We start from the raw sequence: 15,460 nt of genomic DNA on the forward strand, positions 1-15,460 counted from the left end.
GCCGGTTCAGCCCCCGAAGATGCCGCGGAACTTGTCCACGTTGTCCTTGGTCACGATCGTCACGGGGACGTCGATGCGCTTCTTGGGCGCGGCGCCGCCGATGATCGCCTTGGCCTCCTTGACCGCCTCGTAGCCCTCGGTCCTGGGGTCCTGCTGCACCACTCCGGCGACGAAGCCCGCGTCGATGCCCGCGATCGCCTCCTTGGTGAGGTCCCAGCCGAAGACGCGGATCCGGTCGCCGACCCGCTGGGAGTTGACCGCGGCCACGGTGCCGAGCAGTGCGGGCTCGCCGGTGGCGTAGACGGCGTTGAGGTCCTGACGGGAGGTGAACAGGTTCTCGGCCGCGGCGAGCGCGGCCTCCTGACGGTTCTGGCCGTCCACGGTCTGCACGATCTGCGCGCCGGCGGCGGTGACGGTCTTGACGAAGCTGTCCTTGCGGACGTTCTGGATGAAGGAGTTCAGCGCGCCGACGACACCGATCTTGGGAGCGGCCAGGTTCTGTCCCTTCGCCCACTCGTTGACGAACTTGCCGATCTGCTCGCCCGCCTTGGCGTTGTCGACGCCCACCTGGGTGTCGACGGCCGGTGAGTCCACGATGGCGTCGACAGCGACGATCTTCACGCCCGCCTCCTTGGCGGCCTTGATCGCAGGCTTGACGCCCTCGACGTCGATCGCGACGACGATGATGGCGTTGAACTGCTGCTGGACGAAGTTGTCGATGGCCTGGTTCTGCTTCAACGGATCGTCGTTGGCGTTGAAGATCGTCAGCTCGACGCCCGCCTCCTTGGCGGCCTGCTCGGCTCCCTGGTTCATCTGGTTGAAGAAGACCGCCTGCTGGTTGATCTGCACCAAGCCGACCAGTGGTCTCTCGGGGCTGGATCCCCCGCCTCCGCAACCGGAGGCGAGCAGGGCGGTCGCGGCCAACGCCGCTACGGCGTGGAACAGGCGCATGACACGTTCCCTTCAGCGATCGGAAAACGTTTGTCCGATTTGCCCGCGAGATTAACTACCCATTTTTCGTCGCGTCAAGACTCTTCTACCTGCTGTTTCTCATCATTTGCCGGAGTTTGGGAGTAGAATCGGGCAGCATTGCAAGCCGAGAACTCCTCGTCGGCACTCCGACGAGCCCTACGGTTAGGCAAACGTTATCCCGATGATCGTCACCATCCGTGAAGTGGCCGCCCACGCCGAGGTCTCCGTCTCCACGGCCTCTCGCGCGCTGTCCGGGAGGCGCAAGGTGTCCCCCGAGATCGTCGCTCGCGTGGTCGCCGCCGCCGAGCACCTGGGCTACCGGCCGAACGCCATCGCCCAGGCGCTGCGCGACCAGACCACGCGCACCGTCGGCATGGTCGTGCCCAGCATCACCATTCCGTTCTTTCCCGAGATCGTGCAGGCCGTGGAGTTCGAGCTGCAGCGTTCGGGCCGCGAGCTGATCCTGTGCGACTCCCAGTACGACCCCGACATCGAGGCGCGGCGGCTGCGGGTCCTCATCGAGCGCAAGGTCGACGGCCTGATCATCAGCCCCTGCCACCTGGAGCGGAGCCGTACGGCCGTCGCGGAGGCGGCCCGTGCCGTCCCGCTGGTGCAGCTCGACAGGTACGTCGAGGGCGGCGTCACCGACTGGGTGGGAGTCGACGACGAGACCGGCATCACGCTCGTCGTGAACCATGTCATCGCCGGTGGCGCCCGCGACCTGGTCTTCGTGGGATCCGAGCTGGACAACTCCTCGGCACGGCTACGGCTGGCGGCCTTCGAGAGGAGCGCGCGAGCGGGCGGGGCGCGGATCGCGGACGTGCTGCTGGGCGAGTTCAGCGTGGCGTGGGGACAGCAGGCGGCCGAGCGGCTCCACTCCGATGGGCGCCTTCCCGACGCGGTGATCTGCGGCAACGACGAGATCGCGCTCAGCCTGCTGCGCGGCCTGCGCTCGCACGGCGTGCGCGTGCCCGACGACGTCGCGATCACGGGGTTCGACGACATCGGCTACGCGCAGCTGTCCCACCCCGCCCTCACCACCGTGCGCCAACCGCGCGAGCAGCTCGCCCATGAGGCCCTGCGCGTGCTCACCGAGGCACGGAGCGGGCACAGCTCCCGGCGGATCGCCATCGCGCCACAACTCGTCGTCCGCGAGACGACCCGACCGGAAGGGCCGTCATGAACGCTGTCGACCTCACCCGTGAGCTGATCCGCCTCGACACCGTCGCCGGCGGCGAGCAACGGGCCGCTGAGCTGGTCGCGGGCCCGCTGGCCGAGGCCGGCTACACGATCGAGCTGTACCCTGCCGCTCCCGGACGGGCAGGCCTGGTCGCCAGGCGCGGAAGTGGTGAGCGTTTCATCACCCTGTCAGGGCACCTCGACACGGTTCCGTTGGGCGGCAGCCGGTGGCGGCACGATCCGCACGCCGGCGAGCTGGACGGCGACCTGCTGTACGGCAGGGGCGCCAGCGACATGAAGGCGGGCGTGTCGGCCCTCGTCACGGCGGCGGAGCGGTGTCCGGCGGACACGCCGGTCCAGGTGGTGCTGACGTGGGGCGAGGAGACCGGCTGCGAGGGCGCCGCGGATCTCGCGGCCAGGGGTGCGCTCGCCCCCGCCGCGGTCCTGCTGATCGCCGAACCCACCGCCAACCGGGCGGTGCCGGGGCACAAGGGTGCGCTGTGGCTGCGCGCCACGACGTACGGCGTGGCCGCGCACGGCTCCATGCCGCAGCTCGGCGACAACGCGATCTACAAGCTCGCCCGTGCCGTGACAGCCGCCGAGGGCTTCCAGTTCGGCACAGAGCCCCACCCCTGGATGGGCGCGCCGACGCTCAACGTCGGCACGATCGCGGGCGGGGCGGGCATCAACGCGGTGCCCGACCGGGCGGAGGCGACGATCGACGTGCGCACTGTCGCGGGGCAGGACCACGCTTCCATCCGCGCGGACCTGGCCGGGTCGCTGCAGGTCGAGTTGGAGGTGCTGCTGGATCTCCCGCCCGTGTGGACGCCCCCGGAGGACCCGTGGGTGGCCAGGCTGGTGGCGGCGGGGGAGCCCGCGCGGGCGGCCACGTTCTTCACCGACGCCTCGGTGCTGCGGCCGGCCCTCGACGACCCGCCCACCGTGATCTGCGGGCCCGGCCAGCCCGACCAGGCGCACGTCACCGACGAGTACTGCCGCGTGAGCCTGATCGAGGACGCGGTCCAGCTCTACCTGTCCGTTCTCGACGCGGGTGGGCGCGGCGGTCTCCACCGCGCCCACGAGGAGATCAGGCGTTTGCGCTGACCCGCGCGTCATCCGCCTCCTTGCCCTGCTCAGCCGTGGGCGGCACGTGCCGGAGGAAGGCGACCGCCACGCCCGCCGCGACGAGCACGATCAGTGCGCTGATCGCCGCCGACACCTGCAGGCCGTTGGTGAAGGCGGCTCCGGCCGCGTCGAGGAGCCTGTCGCCGGTCTGCCCCTTCAGCTCTCCCGCCGCGGCGGCGGCGCCGCCGAGCGTGTCCCTGGCCGACGCCGCGGCTTCGGCCGGAACCCCTTCCGGTACGGCGATCCGCGCCCGGTAGACGGCGGTGGCGATGCTGCCGAAGAGGGCGAGGCCGAGCGCGCCACCGAACTCCTGGGCGGTTTCGGACAGCGAGGAGGCCGAGCCCGAGCGCTCGGGCGGCGCCGACCCCACGATCAGGTCGGTGCCCAGCACCCACAGCGGGGAGGCGCCGAGGAAGAAGACGACCTGCCCGATGACGACGGCCGCGAGACCTGACGAGGCGTCCGCCTGGGTGATCAGGGCGACGCCTGCCGCCGCCGCCAACAGCCCGGCGCCGATGACGACGGCGGGTCGCAGCCTGCGGGCGAGCAGCGGCGAGACGACCAGCCCCGCGGTGACGGCCAGCGCGGGGGGCAGCGACCAGAGCCCGGCCTCCAGCGGCGACAGGCCGAGCACCAGCTGCAGGTACTGCGCGGAGAGCAGGCCGACGCCCGGCCCCACCAGCATCGTGATCACCAGCGGGACCAGCGAGGCGGTGAACTTCCGCTCGGCGAACAGGTTCAGGTCCAGCAACGGGTCGGCCAGCCTCCGCTGCCTGCGCACGAACACGACACCGACGGCCAGGCCCGCCAGCACGATCAGGACCGGCGGCACGGCCAGGCCGTACGCGGCGATCTCCTTGAACCCGTAGATCATCGCCAGGATGGCGGTCAGGGAGAGCAGCACGCTGGTCACGTCGATGCGGCCGGCGCCGGGATCACGGTACTCCGGCAGCAGGATCGGCCCCGTCGCCAGGAGCAGCGCCATGACGGGCACGCCGAGCAGGAAGACCGAGCCCCACCAGAAGTTCTCCAGCAGCAGCCCTCCCACCATGGGGCCGAGCACCATGCCGCCGGTGAACCCGGTCATCCACAAGCTGATGGCCACCGTGCGCTGGCTGGGATCGTGGAACATGTTGGCGATCAACGAGAGTGTGGAGGGCATCAACGTCGCTCCCGCGATGCCGAGCAACGCGCGCGCGACGATCAGCAACTCGGCGCTGGGCGCGTACGCGGCGAGCAACGAGGCGAGACCGAACGCGGCGCCTCCGATCAGCAGCAGTCGCCTGCGGCCGATGCGGTCGCCCAGCGTGCCCATCGTGATCAGGAAGCCCGCGATGAGGAAGCCGTAGATGTCATTGATCCACAACAACTGGGTCGCGCTCGGCTTCAGGTCCGCGCTGAGCATGGGCACGGCCAGATGGAGCACGCTCATGTCGATGGACAGCAGGAGGGTCGGCAGGACCAGGACGGCGAGACCGATCCACTCCCGCCGCCCCGCTTTGGGGGTCACGTTGTCGTTCATGTGACCCGACGCTAGGACCTCAAGTCTACTTGAGGTCAAGTCGAGGCATCGGTGACCCGACCCAGCGGATCGCGGAGGCCGCCCAGGTGTAGCCGGTGCCGGCGGCCAGCATCAGGACCACGTCACCAGGTGACAGACGGCCCGCCCTGGCGACCCTGTCGAGGGAGAGCAGCGGGTCCACCCCGCTCATGTGGCCGGTGTCGTCGAGGTAGAGCGCCCGCTCGGCGGGGATGCCGAGGGCGGCGAGCAGTCCCTCGTGCATGGAGCGCTTCAGGTGCAGCACGCACAGCTGGGAGACGTCGCCGAGGCCGAGACCGGAGCGCTTGAGCGCGCCCTCCGCCACGCGCAGGAAGTTGGGCAGCGACACCCTGTCGAGTCCCTCCTTCATCGTGACGGGGTCGGCCACGTCGAGCAGGTGGCGGCCGTGCCTGACCGTGTCGTGGCTGGCGGGCTCGACGCTTCCGCCCGCGGGCACCCGTACCTGGTGGGAGAAGGAGCCGTCGGTGACCATGTCGCTTTCCAGCACCTCGGCGGGCCCGCCGTCCCTGCTGAGCAGCATGGCGGCGGCGCCGTCGCCAAAGGTGAACGCGAACCGGGAGCGCAGGTTGCCATAGTCGAGCAGGTGCGACTCCCTGCAGGCGGCCACCGCCAGCACCCTGCGCAGCCCCGGCTCGGCCAGCATCAGGTCGCGGCAGACGCGAAGGGCGACGGGCGTGCCGCACGAGACGTAGTCGAGCTCCAGGGCGAAGGCGCGGCGCGTGCCGAGCAGGTGGGTGATGCGCGGAGCCGCGTGCCAGACGGCGTGGTCCTTCCAGGTCGAGCCGAAGTAGACGACCGCGTCGACGTCCGCGGGGTCGGTGCCCGTCTCGGCGAGCACCCGCGCGCCGACCTCGGCGGCCATGTCGCTGACGTGCTCGCCCGGCGCAGCGACGTGCTTGCCGCGCAGACCGAACCGCTCGACGACCACCTGCTCGGGTACCCCGCTCGCCGCCGAGATCTCCGCCGCCGTCATCCAGCGTTCGGGCAGGTAGCTCGCGGTGCATGCGATGTGGATCGTCACGCCCGGCCTTTCTTTCTCGTCAGGGACGCCAGCCCGCCGGGCAGGAACAGCACGAGCACGACGAACAGCGTGCCGAGCACCAGCAGCGGCTCGCCGATCACCGTGGACAGCTCGCCGAGGCGGTGGCTGAGGTAGGTGTAGACCAGCCCGCCGAGCAGCGCGCCGTACGGCCTGCCGGATCCGCCGAGCACCACCATGACCAGCAGCCCGAGGGTGAAGGTCGAGTCGGTGACCTCGGCGTGCGCCCCACCGGCCACCAGCGCGTAGACCATCCCAGCCAGCGTCGCCAGGAACGACGAGAGCGTGAAGGCCATCAGCTTGAAGGCGTAGGGCCGCAGGCCGAGCACGGCGGTGCGGGTCTCGTTGTCCCTGATCGCCCGCCACACCCTGCCGGGACGCGAGGCCAGCGCCCACCGCACGGCGGCGACGGTGATCACCAGCAGTCCGAGCGCCATCCAGTAGCGGTAGGGGGCGTTGACGACGCCGACCAGCCAGTCGGGCAGCCGCTCGTAGGCCAGCGCGAGGCCGAGTTCCCCGCCGGTGACGCGGAACGGGTCGCGCACCACGAAGATGGCTCCGGCCTGGGCGAAGGCGAGCGTGGCCATGGCGAAGGCGATCCCGCTCACTCGCAGGCAGATCGCGCCGAGCGCGAGCGGCAGCACGACGCCGACGACCAGGGTCCAGCCGATCGCGGCGGCGAAGCCCTGCCCGGCGAGGGCGACGGCCGTGGTGTACATCCCCGCCGCCACGTAGAGCCCGTGCCCGAACGACAGCAGCCCGGTGAACCCGAACAGCAGGTCGTAGGTGACGGCCACCGCCGCCATCACGCACATCAGCGACATCAGGTGCAGCACGCCGGGGCTGCTGAACGCCCCGTCGAACAGCAGGGGAATCCGCAGATTCAGGTACGGCATCGCCGCCGCCAGAACGAGCGCCACCGGAACGAGCCACGACGCGCGGGGTTCGGCGACGGGCCCGACTCTGACCCGCAAGCTGGACAGGTTCACGCGGTCGCCCTTCCGAGCAGGCCCTGGGGGCGGATGAGCAGGACGGCGGCCAGCAGCATCACCACGATGAGATCGCCCGCGCCGACCAGGCCGTAGAAGTTCGCGTACTGCTGGAGCAGCCCGACCAGGACGGCGGCGACCGCCGAGCCCTTGAACGAGCCGAGCCCGCCGATGATGACCACGATGAACGCGAAGATCAGCAGGCTGGTGCCCTGCTCGGGCGAGACCACGTTGTTGACCGCGCCGGTGAGGGCGCCCGCCAGCGCCGCCAGCGCCCCGCCGATGGCGAAGACCAGCGTGAAGGCGCGGCGCACGTCGATGCCGAGCGCGGTGACCATGGGCCTGTTCTCCACGCCGGCCCTGATGATCAGGCCGTACCGGGTCCTGGCCAGGAAGGCCGACATGCCCGCGTAGACCGCGACGGCCACGAGGATCAGCAGGAAGCGGTTGTTGGGGATGGGCGCGCCGAGGATCTCGGTCACCTCGTTCATCCAGGCGGGCGTGGCCAGTTTCAGCGGATCGGACCCGAACACCTGCCTGACCAGTGCGGTCACCGCCAGCAGGAGCCCCACGGTGAGCAGCACCTGCGGCACGTGCGAGCCGTACAGCCTGCGCAGCAGCGTCGTCTCCATCAGGGCGGCCAGCGCGGCGCAGCCCACGATGGCCGCGCCCACCCCGAGAGTGAAGCTGCCCGTGGCCTGGACGACCAGGTAGGCCGCGTAGCCGCCGAGCGTGAGGAAGGCGCCGTGGGCGAAGTTGAGCACGTCCATCAGGCCGTAGATCAGGGACAGGCCCGAGGCGACGAGGAAGTACAGCGCGGCCAGGCCGAGCCCGGTGATGGTGAGGAGCACGAACGTCGACATCAGCGGGCCACCCCCACGCCCAGGTAGTCGCGGGTTCTGGCGGAGTCGCCGAGCAGCTCTCCCGCGTCGCCGGTCCAGACGACGCGGCCCTGGTCGAGCACGACGGCGTCGCGGGCCAGGCGGCGCACGAGCGAGAGGTTCTGCTCGACCAGCACGACCGTGACCAGTTCCGCCACCCTCGCCAGGGCGTCGGCCACGTCGGTGACCAGGTGCGGGGCCAGCCCCTGGCTCGGCTCGTCGACCAGCAGCACACGGTTGTCGTTGAGCAGCGCCCTGGCCAGGGCGAGCATCTGCTGCTCGCCTCCCGACATGGTGCCCGCCCGCTGGCTCCCGCGTTCCTTCAGGCGCGGGAACAGCTCGTAGACCAGGTCGTAGTGGTGTGCCGAGCCCTGCCGTTCGGCCAGGCGGAGGTTCTCTCGCACGGTGAGGCTCGCGAACACCTCGCGGTTCTCCGGCACGTAGCCCACGCCGCGCCGTACCACCTCGTGGGTGGGCATCGTGGAGATCTCCGCGCCGTCGAGGACGATCGAGCCGCGCCTCGGCGCGAGGCCGAGCAGGCCGCGCAGGGTGGTGGTCTTGCCGACCCCGTTGCGGCCGAGCAGCGCCGTCACGCCGCCCTCCCTGACCTCGAACGAGACGCCCTGCAGGACGTGCGACTCGCCGAGATGGACGTCCAGCTCCCGTACGGCGAGCATCGTCACAGCGCCTCCCCGAGGTAGGCGTACTGGACCTCCTGGTCGGCCATCACGCGCTCAGGCGTGTCGCAGGCCAGCAGGGTGCCGTGGTGCATGACGGCCATCCGGTCGGCGAGGCCGACGGCGACGTCCATGCGGTGCTCGACCAGCACGATCGTGGTGCCGAGCGTGTCGCGGACCTTGCGGATGACCTCGGTGACCTCGGGGACGTCCTCCGCGCTCATCCCCGCGGTGGGCTCGTCGAGCAGCAGCACCAGGGGCCTGCCCACGATCGCCAGGGCGACCTCCAGCTTGCGCTTGCCGCCGTGCGAGAGGTCGGCGGCCAGGTCGTCTGCCCTGTCCCCGATGCCGACCAGGTCGAGCGCCCGCCTGGCCTCGGCCCGCGCGGTGTCGCCTTCCGTGACGCGCCGCCAGAGGGCGAGGCTGCCTCCCGCGTGGGACTGGGCGGCCAGCCTGACGTTCTCCAGGACGGTCAGCGACGGGAACAGGCTCGTGACCTGGAAACTGCGGGCCAGGCCCTTGCGCGCCCGCTGCCAGACGGGCGTCCTGGTCACGTCGTGACCGTCGAGCAGGATGTGGCCCTCCGTCGGTTTCCTGAGGCCGGTGAGGAGGTTGAACAGGGTCGTCTTGCCCGCGCCGTTGGGGCCGAGGACCGCGATGATTTCGCCGGGCCGTACCTGGAGGGTGACGTCGCGCAGGATCCGCACGCCGCCGATGGCCACCCCGAGACCCCGCGTTTCGAGCACGGGGTTCACGATGTGGTGGCGGCGACCGGCGGGGTCACCTTGTCCGGGGTGAGGGTGCCGACGAGCTGCGGCTTGCCGCCGGACAGCTTGGCCTGGAACATCGGCTGCAGCAGCGCGTGGTCCTCGGCCCGTACGGTCGCCTCCCCCTTGGGCTGCGTGAACGTCCAGCCCTCCAGCCCGGTGACCATCTTGCCGACGTCGTCACCGCCCTGCTCCACCGCCCGCACGACCATCTGCGCGGCGGTGAAGCCGTCGGCGTGGAAGATGTCCGGCGTGGTCCCGAGCTCCTTGGCCAGCGCCTTGGCAGCCTCGTTGTCGGTGGCCTCGGCGAAGTAGTGCGACAGGAAGTTGATCTGCTCGGCGGCGGGCCCGAAGGTGTCGAAGGTGGCCCGGTCCGCCAGGCCCGTCACCACCTTGGTCGCGTCGAACACCTTCTGCTGCGCCAGTGTCTGCCACATGGTGGCCGCGGTCTCGCCGGCCCACGCCACGAACAGCAGGTCGGGCTTGGCGTCCACGATCTGCCTGGCGAACGGGGTGACGTCGGTGGTCTTCAGCGGCACGAGCACGGGAGTCACCGTGGCCCCGCCCGCCTTGCCGAGGACGGCCTGCACCGCGGCGACGTTCGCCTGCCCGAAGGCGTAGTCCTGGGCGAAGACCATGACCGTCTTGCCCTGCACGCCGCCGACGAACGACTGCGCGGTCTGCACGTCCTGCCAGGTCTGGCGGCCGGAGCGGAAGGTGTAGTCGTTGATGCCGGTGATCGCGTCGGTGGCGGCGGCGCCGCTGACGTAGAGGATCTTGTTCTGCGCGGCCAGCGGCGCCACCTGCATGGCGACGCCGGAGGAGACGGTACCGGTGAGGACCTTGTAGCCCTTGCCGATGAGGTCGGTGGCCGTGGCGGTGGCCTTCGCAGGGTCGCTGGCGTCGTCGTGGTAGGTGACCTCGAGCTTCTTGCCGCCCGCCGTGTTCGTGCCCTTGGTGGCGTAGGCGAGCCCGGCCTTGAAGCCCTCGGTGAACTGCTTGCCGTACCCGGCGACCAGGCCGCTGGTGGAGGTCAGCACGCCGACCTTGACCGAGTCGCCGCCTCCTGCCGCCTGGTCCGTCGCCGCGCAGGCGGATACCGAGAGCGCCAGCACAGCGGCGATCGCGAGCTTCTTCATGATGCCTCTCCTTGGTGGGGGGCGTACTGGCGTGCCATCACGAGCGCCTCGCCCTCGCACACCACGCGCCCGCCGACGGACGCGACCGTGTGCAGGTTGACCAGGGCTTTGTCGGGACGGACCGCGCGGATGGTCACCTCCGCGCCGACGGCCTCGCCGGGCATGGCGGAGTGCGGGAAGGTCATCTCCTGCTTGAGATACATGGTTCCGTTGCCCGGCAGCTCGGTGCCGAGCAGCGTGGAGAACAGGCCGGCGACCAGCGCCTCCGGCACGCTCTGACCTGGATCGTCACCGGTGAGCCTGGCGTAGGCCGTGAGGTCGTCCTCGGTGAAGGTCCGATGGAGCGACGCGCGCCTGCCGACCGCTTCGGCCCACCACCCGCTCCCCGTCACGGCCGTCTCCTGGGCAGGTGCGGGCTCCCATGCGCCGGACTCCATCGTGGCGGTGCAGGCGCAGACGGTCGTCCCGTCGCTCCTGGTGACGGTCGCGGTGATCTCCTCGCCGAGCACGCTCGCCGCCACGGTCAGCCGCTCCCCCGCGGGCGTGGGCGCGGGGAACATCAGCGAGGTCGCGGCGAAGGCCGCACCGGGACGATGTCTCCGTACGGCGGTGCGGACCAGCGCGTAGATGAACATCCCGTGCGCGACCGTCCCCCCGAACGCGGTGGTCGCCGCGTACCCGGGATCGACGTGGATCGGGTTGTCGTCCCCGCTCAGCTCCGCGAACGCGGTGAAGTCCTCCTGGGTGACGGTGAACACCTCGGTCCAGGTCACCGGGCGCAGCCGGTTCTTGAGGATCTTGCCGCTGGCGTTCCTCGGCAGCTCCGCCACGAACTCGACGTGCTTGGGCACCTTGTAGGCGGCCAGCCGTTCCCTGCAGAACGCCCTGATCTCCCCAGGGTCGGCCGGGCCGCGCGGCACGACGACCGCCTTGCCGACCTCGCCCCATCGCTCGTCCGGCACCCCGATCACGGCCGCCTCCGCGACCGCGGGATGAGCGTGGAGGACGTGCTCGACCTCGGCGGGGTAGACGTTCTCCCCTCCGGAGATGTACATGTCCTTGACCCGGTCGACGATCGTGTAGTCGCCGTCGGCGTCCCTGCGGGCGATGTCGCCCGACCTGAGCCAGCCGTCCTCGGCGAACGGGTCCGCCACCGCGTTCCAGTACCCGGGCGTCACGCCCGGCCCCCTGATCAGCAGCTCGCCCTCCTCGCCGCCGCCGTCCAGCATCACCTCGACGAACGGCTGCGGCCTGCCCACAGAACCGGCCTTGGCCAGCGCGTTCGCCTCGTCGATGAGGAACACCGTGGGGCCGGTCTCCGTCATGCCCATGCCCTGCCGTACGCGGATGCCCCGGGAGGCCAGCTCCGTGAGCAGCGGCACCGGCATCGGCGAGCCGCCGCACGCCCACGAGCGCATCCGCGACAGGTCGGTCGCGGCGAACGCGGGGTGGTCGCGCAGCAGCTGGTACATCGTCGGCACCCCGAAGAACGCGGTCGCCCTGGTCGCGAGCAGTTCGAGCACCTGCCCAGGGTCGAACTCGTGCTGGATCACCGCCGTTCCACCGGCCAGCAGCGTGGGCAGCGTGTACAGGTTGATGCCACCGGTGTGGAAGGTCGGCAGCGCGTTCAGCGTGGTGTCGGCGGCGGTCAGGCCGATCGCGGTGCCGATGTTGAGATGGTTGACGACGGCCATCCCGAACGTGTTGATCACTCCCTTGGGCCGTCCGGTGGTGCCCGAGGTGTAGAGCAGGTACCAGGCATCGTGCTCGTCACGGAAGCCCCGGCCGTCCACGTGCCCCGCGCCCAGCTCCCCGATCCCCCCGACCTTGCCGCCCAGCCGCTCGGCCATCGTGCGGTGGGCGTCGTCGGCGAGCAGGACGGCGGGCGCGCAGTCCGCCGTGATCCCGGCCAGCTCGTGCGCTGCCAGCCGCCAGTTCAGCGGCACCATCAGCGCGCCGATCCGGCCGCACGCGACCAGCGTCTCGATCACCTCCACGCGGTTGCCCGACAGCACGGCCACGCGGTCGCCGGGCCGCACGCCGAGCTCCTCCCTGAGCCGCCATGCCGTACGGCCGGCGCGGTCGTGGGCCTGGGCGTAGGTGAACTCGCGGCCGCTGAACGTGTCGACCAGGGCAACGGCGTCGGGGCTCAGCGCCGCGCGGGATTCGAGCAGGTCGGGCACCCTCACCGTGCGCCTCCATGGGTGTCCTGACGTGGGGAGAACGCTGGCACGGAGGTCTCCTGATCGGTAGGGGTGAGGGGCGGGTCGCTGGCCGCGCGGGCGCTGGCCGCTCGATCGTTGGCCGCTCGATCGTTGGCCGCTCGGGCGCTGGCCGCTCGGGCGCTGGCCGTTCTACGGTTGGCCGGGGGTGCGTCGCTGGCTGCTCGCCTCCGGGTGGGCGACCGGTCTCGGGTGGCGCGGAAGGCGGCCATGCCTTCCGCGGCCTCGGACGTGACGATCTGGCGGACGAAGGCCACGCGCTCCGCCTCGAGGCGGGCGGCCACCTCATCGAGGTCGCCGTTGATCAGCCGTTTGGTGACGCCCACCGCCCGCTTGCGTGCCGCCCTCTCCGCCGTCCGCCTGGCGGCCTGCCGTACGTCGGGCTCGATCCGGTGCGCCAGCCCCCACGCGACGGCGGTGGCCGCGTCGATCGGCTCGTCGAGCACCTGGATCGCCGCCGCCCGCGCCGTTCCGATCCGCTGGGGCAGCATGGCCGTCCAGCCGCCGTCGGGGCCGAAGCCGACCGTCGTGTACCAGGGCTGGAAGGTGGCCTCGGGCGAGACGAGCACGACGTCGCAGGCGAGCACGAGCCCGAGAGCGCCGCCCGTCACAGGGCCATGGACCGCCGCGACCACAGGGACGTCGAGCCGGAGCAGCGCGAGGATGGCCTGGTTGAGCAGCCCGACGATGCGGTGCGCGTAGCCCGCCAGCGCTTCGTTCCCCTCGCCGGTACGGCCGCGCTCCCGGTCACCGGCGATCAGCGGGTCGCCGGTGACGGCTCCCAGTGAGTCGCCGATGACGGCTCGCCGAGAGTCCCCATTGACGGCGATCAGGGAGCCGTCGCCACGGGCGGCCAGAGTGTAGCCGGTGCTGGCGAGCCGGGGGTCGCTGGTGACGGCGAGCCGGGGGTCGCTGGTGACGGGGACCCGGGGGTCGTCGGCACGGGCGGCCAGGTCGGCGAAGGCGCGCAGGTCGCCTCCCGTGGAGAACGACCGGCCTTCGGCGGCCAGCACCACCGCCGCGGCCTTCACCCTCGCGACGGCCTCGAGGAAGTCTTCGAGCAGGTCGGGGACGAGGCTGTTGTGCCGCTCGGGACGGTTCAGCACGATGGTGGCCACCTCGCCGTCGTCCTCCAGCTTGACCAGCACCGGCCCATCCCTTCCAACATGAGACCTGATTCACATGGAAAGTAGGCGACCGCGCGACCCCGGTCAAGATAGAAATGAGAGGTGATTCATCTGTTATCGTCAGTTGCGGAGGAGAGGAGGAACGCAGGATGACTGCCGTCGAGACCTTCACCAGCACCCGCGGCACACCGCTGTCCAAGCGGGGCGAGCGCACCCGCCGCAAGCTCCTCGACGCCGCCGAGCAGGTCTTCTCCGACCTGGGCTACTACGACGCGTCGATCGTCAAGATCACCGAGGCGGCGTCGGTCTCCCAGGGGACGTTCTACATCTACTTCGAGAGCAAGCAGCAGATCTTCGACGAGCTCGTCGCCGACCTCAACCGCCGCGTGCGGCACGCCATGCAGGAGGCCGCCGCCCAGGCCTCGTCCCGCGCGGAAAGCGAGCGCCTCGGTTTCGCGGCGTTCTTCCGGTTCACCGCGGAGCATCCGGCGCTCTACCGCATCATCAGGCAGGCCGAGTTCGTCTCCCCGCAGGCCATGCACGAGCACTACGCCAAGATCGCCGAAGGCTACATCGCGGGGCTGCGCCAGGCGATGGACGCCGGCGACATCGTCAGCGCCGATCCCGAGGTCGTGGCCTGGGCGTTGATGGGCGTCGGCGAGCTGATCGGCATGCGCTGGATCCTCTGGGACGGGCCGGCGCCGCGCCAGGTGCCTGACGCGGTCTTCGAGGAGATGTACGCCTTCATCAAGCGTGGCCTCGGCACCTCGCCGGCTTGACGCTCGACGCCAAGCCGCCGCCACCTCCTCGCCATACTCGAGCCCGTGGATCGGGTTTCGCACCCCACAGGCTTCAGCGCCGCCCGCGAAGGCCTGGTTGCCGGATCCGCGTGTCCTCGCCGTACTCGAGCCCGGAACCCGTGGATCGGGGTTTCGCGCCCCACAGGCTTCAGCGCCGCCCGCGGTCGCCTGGTTATCGGATCCGTGTGTCCTCTCCGCTGTGCGGGGGAACAGGGGCGACATGGAGGTGTTGAGCAGCCGCGTGCTGCTGCGTCCACGCGACCTGGCGCGCAGCCGGCGCTTCTACGCCGAGACGCTCGGCTTGGCGGTCTATCGCGAGTTCGGCCCGGTCGGCCAGCCAGGAACGGTCTTCTTCCTGGGTCAGGGATTCCTGGAGCTCTCCGGACACTCCGACGGCGAGGCCGGCCCGGCGATGTCCCTCTGGCTTCAGGTGCGCGACGTGGCACGCGAGGAGGAGCGCCTTCGCGCGGCGGGCGTCACCATGCTGCGCGAGGCCCGCCTGGAGCCGTGGGGTCTCACCGAGCTGTGGATCGCGGATCCCGACGGCCATCGCATCGTCCTGGTGCAGGTCCCGCCCGACCACCCCTTGCGCCGCGACCCGCGCTGACCCCCGGCCTGGGGCCGTTCTCGCGCGCGGCCCACCGCCCTACTCCCACGGTTCACAGATCAGGGGATGGTCTTCGACCCCTTCAGAGAACCCACTGCCGTCGAACCGCGTGCCGGAGGCCCACCCCACCAGCCATTCGGTCATGGTCTCCGGTATCGGCGACTCCTCGTCGAAGTGGCGGGGAATGACCACGACAGACCACTCCTCGGGCTCCCCCACCGTCATCCAGCCCATGGCATCACCGTCGATAGTGCTGCCCCATGGGAAGAACCCGCCGGGGGACGATCAGGCAGGAGGCGGCTCGGTGGAGTTCACTCAGCAACCCTCTTTCGCACACACGTGCGAGTCCCGTAGTCTGTCGCCCGACGCAGCAGA

General features: G+C 70.8%; 15 protein-coding genes. 4 read left to right on the forward strand and 11 right to left on the reverse strand.

Going from position 1 to position 15,460, the window contains the following annotated elements; genetic code table 11:
- Positions 1 to 6 precede the first annotated feature (6 nt).
- The gene (locus ACFXJ8_RS23800; protein WP_379646132.1) at positions 7 to 951 is read right to left on the reverse strand and encodes a substrate-binding domain-containing protein; all 945 of its coding nucleotides are present in this window, start codon (positions 949 to 951) and stop codon (positions 7 to 9) included.
- A gap of 202 nt (positions 952 to 1,153) precedes the next feature.
- On the opposite strand from ACFXJ8_RS23800, the gene ACFXJ8_RS23805 reads away from it, so the two are divergent.
- Complete coding sequence (locus ACFXJ8_RS23805) at positions 1,154 to 2,155, forward strand: LacI family DNA-binding transcriptional regulator (RefSeq protein WP_379646133.1); 1,002 nt, start codon at positions 1,154 to 1,156, stop codon at positions 2,153 to 2,155.
- The gene (locus ACFXJ8_RS23810; RefSeq protein WP_379646134.1) at positions 2,152 to 3,255 is read left to right on the forward strand and encodes a M20 family metallopeptidase; all 1,104 of its coding nucleotides are present in this window, start codon (positions 2,152 to 2,154) and stop codon (positions 3,253 to 3,255) included. The genes ACFXJ8_RS23805 and ACFXJ8_RS23810 overlap by 4 nt, the downstream gene beginning before the upstream one ends.
- Here ACFXJ8_RS23810 and ACFXJ8_RS23815 read toward each other — a convergent pair.
- The 9 genes from ACFXJ8_RS23815 to ACFXJ8_RS23855 are packed head-to-tail and all read right to left on the reverse strand — an operon-like array spanning position 3,239 to position 13,699.
- Positions 3,239 to 4,798, reverse strand: a complete 1,560-nt coding sequence (locus ACFXJ8_RS23815; RefSeq protein ID WP_379646135.1) for an MFS transporter — start codon at positions 4,796 to 4,798, stop codon at positions 3,239 to 3,241. The genes ACFXJ8_RS23810 and ACFXJ8_RS23815 overlap by 17 nt on opposite strands.
- A 25-nt stretch (positions 4,799 to 4,823) precedes the next feature.
- Positions 4,824 to 5,858, reverse strand: a complete 1,035-nt coding sequence (locus tag ACFXJ8_RS23820) for a 3-oxoacyl-ACP synthase (RefSeq protein WP_379646136.1) — start codon at positions 5,856 to 5,858, stop codon at positions 4,824 to 4,826.
- Positions 5,855 to 6,865, reverse strand: a complete 1,011-nt coding sequence (locus ACFXJ8_RS23825; RefSeq protein ID WP_379646137.1) for a branched-chain amino acid ABC transporter permease — start codon at positions 6,863 to 6,865, stop codon at positions 5,855 to 5,857. Before ACFXJ8_RS23825 ends, ACFXJ8_RS23820 begins: the two co-directional genes overlap by 4 nt.
- Positions 6,862 to 7,728 (reverse strand): branched-chain amino acid ABC transporter permease, encoded by an 867-nt coding sequence (locus tag ACFXJ8_RS23830; RefSeq protein WP_379646138.1) that lies wholly within the window; start codon positions 7,726 to 7,728, stop codon positions 6,862 to 6,864. The genes ACFXJ8_RS23825 and ACFXJ8_RS23830 overlap by 4 nt, the downstream gene beginning before the upstream one ends.
- Positions 7,728 to 8,423, reverse strand: coding sequence for an ABC transporter ATP-binding protein (locus ACFXJ8_RS23835; RefSeq protein ID WP_379646258.1), 696 nt, complete (start codon positions 8,421 to 8,423; stop codon positions 7,728 to 7,730). Before ACFXJ8_RS23835 ends, ACFXJ8_RS23830 begins: the two co-directional genes overlap by 1 nt.
- Before the next feature lie 2 nt (positions 8,424 to 8,425).
- Entirely contained in the window at positions 8,426 to 9,169 is a 744-nt protein-coding gene (locus ACFXJ8_RS23840; RefSeq protein ID WP_379646139.1) for an ABC transporter ATP-binding protein, read from the reverse strand.
- A 5-nt stretch (positions 9,170 to 9,174) separates the two neighbouring features.
- The gene (locus tag ACFXJ8_RS23845) at positions 9,175 to 10,329 is read right to left on the reverse strand and encodes a substrate-binding domain-containing protein (RefSeq protein WP_379646140.1); all 1,155 of its coding nucleotides are present in this window, start codon (positions 10,327 to 10,329) and stop codon (positions 9,175 to 9,177) included.
- Positions 10,326 to 12,518, reverse strand: a complete 2,193-nt coding sequence (locus tag ACFXJ8_RS23850; protein WP_379646141.1) for an AMP-binding protein — start codon at positions 12,516 to 12,518, stop codon at positions 10,326 to 10,328. The genes ACFXJ8_RS23845 and ACFXJ8_RS23850 overlap by 4 nt, the downstream gene beginning before the upstream one ends.
- Positions 12,515 to 13,699, reverse strand: coding sequence for an enoyl-CoA hydratase/isomerase family protein (locus ACFXJ8_RS23855; RefSeq protein ID WP_379646142.1), 1,185 nt, complete (start codon positions 13,697 to 13,699; stop codon positions 12,515 to 12,517). Before ACFXJ8_RS23855 ends, ACFXJ8_RS23850 begins: the two co-directional genes overlap by 4 nt.
- 128 nt (positions 13,700 to 13,827) lie before the next feature.
- On the opposite strand from ACFXJ8_RS23855, the gene ACFXJ8_RS23860 reads away from it, so the two are divergent.
- Complete coding sequence (locus ACFXJ8_RS23860; RefSeq protein WP_379646143.1) at positions 13,828 to 14,457, forward strand: TetR/AcrR family transcriptional regulator; 630 nt, start codon at positions 13,828 to 13,830, stop codon at positions 14,455 to 14,457.
- Between the two features lie 241 nt (positions 14,458 to 14,698).
- Positions 14,699 to 15,085 (forward strand): VOC family protein, encoded by a 387-nt coding sequence (locus tag ACFXJ8_RS23865; protein WP_379646259.1) that lies wholly within the window; start codon positions 14,699 to 14,701, stop codon positions 15,083 to 15,085.
- Positions 15,086 to 15,124: 39 nt separating this feature from the next.
- Here ACFXJ8_RS23865 and ACFXJ8_RS23870 read toward each other — a convergent pair whose 3' ends face one another.
- Positions 15,125 to 15,319, reverse strand: a complete 195-nt coding sequence (locus ACFXJ8_RS23870; protein WP_379646144.1) for a hypothetical protein — start codon at positions 15,317 to 15,319, stop codon at positions 15,125 to 15,127.
- Positions 15,320 to 15,460 lie beyond the last annotated feature (141 nt).

The organism is Nonomuraea sp. NPDC059194 (assembly GCF_042754765.1).
Lineage (GTDB): Bacteria > Actinomycetota > Actinomycetes > Streptosporangiales > Streptosporangiaceae > Nonomuraea.

Coding starts and splice junctions, on each gene's coding strand:
- ACFXJ8_RS23865 (WP_379646259.1), top strand. CDS start 14,699: ATGGAGGTGTTGAGCAGCCGCGTGCTGCTGCGTCCACGCGACCTGGCG.
- ACFXJ8_RS23860 (WP_379646143.1), top strand. CDS start 13,828: ATGACTGCCGTCGAGACCTTCACCAGCACCCGCGGCACACCGCTGTCC.
- ACFXJ8_RS23800 (WP_379646132.1), bottom strand. CDS start 951: ATGCGCCTGTTCCACGCCGTAGCGGCGTTGGCCGCGACCGCCCTGCTC.
- ACFXJ8_RS23830 (WP_379646138.1), bottom strand. CDS start 7,728: ATGTCGACGTTCGTGCTCCTCACCATCACCGGGCTCGGCCTGGCCGCG.
- ACFXJ8_RS23835 (WP_379646258.1), bottom strand. CDS start 8,423: ATGCTCGCCGTACGGGAGCTGGACGTCCATCTCGGCGAGTCGCACGTC.
- ACFXJ8_RS23805 (WP_379646133.1), top strand. CDS start 1,154: ATGATCGTCACCATCCGTGAAGTGGCCGCCCACGCCGAGGTCTCCGTC.
- ACFXJ8_RS23870 (WP_379646144.1), bottom strand. CDS start 15,319: ATGGGCTGGATGACGGTGGGGGAGCCCGAGGAGTGGTCTGTCGTGGTC.
- ACFXJ8_RS23845 (WP_379646140.1), bottom strand. CDS start 10,329: ATGAAGAAGCTCGCGATCGCCGCTGTGCTGGCGCTCTCGGTATCCGCC.
- ACFXJ8_RS23810 (WP_379646134.1), top strand. CDS start 2,152: ATGAACGCTGTCGACCTCACCCGTGAGCTGATCCGCCTCGACACCGTC.
- ACFXJ8_RS23815 (WP_379646135.1), bottom strand. CDS start 4,798: ATGAACGACAACGTGACCCCCAAAGCGGGGCGGCGGGAGTGGATCGGT.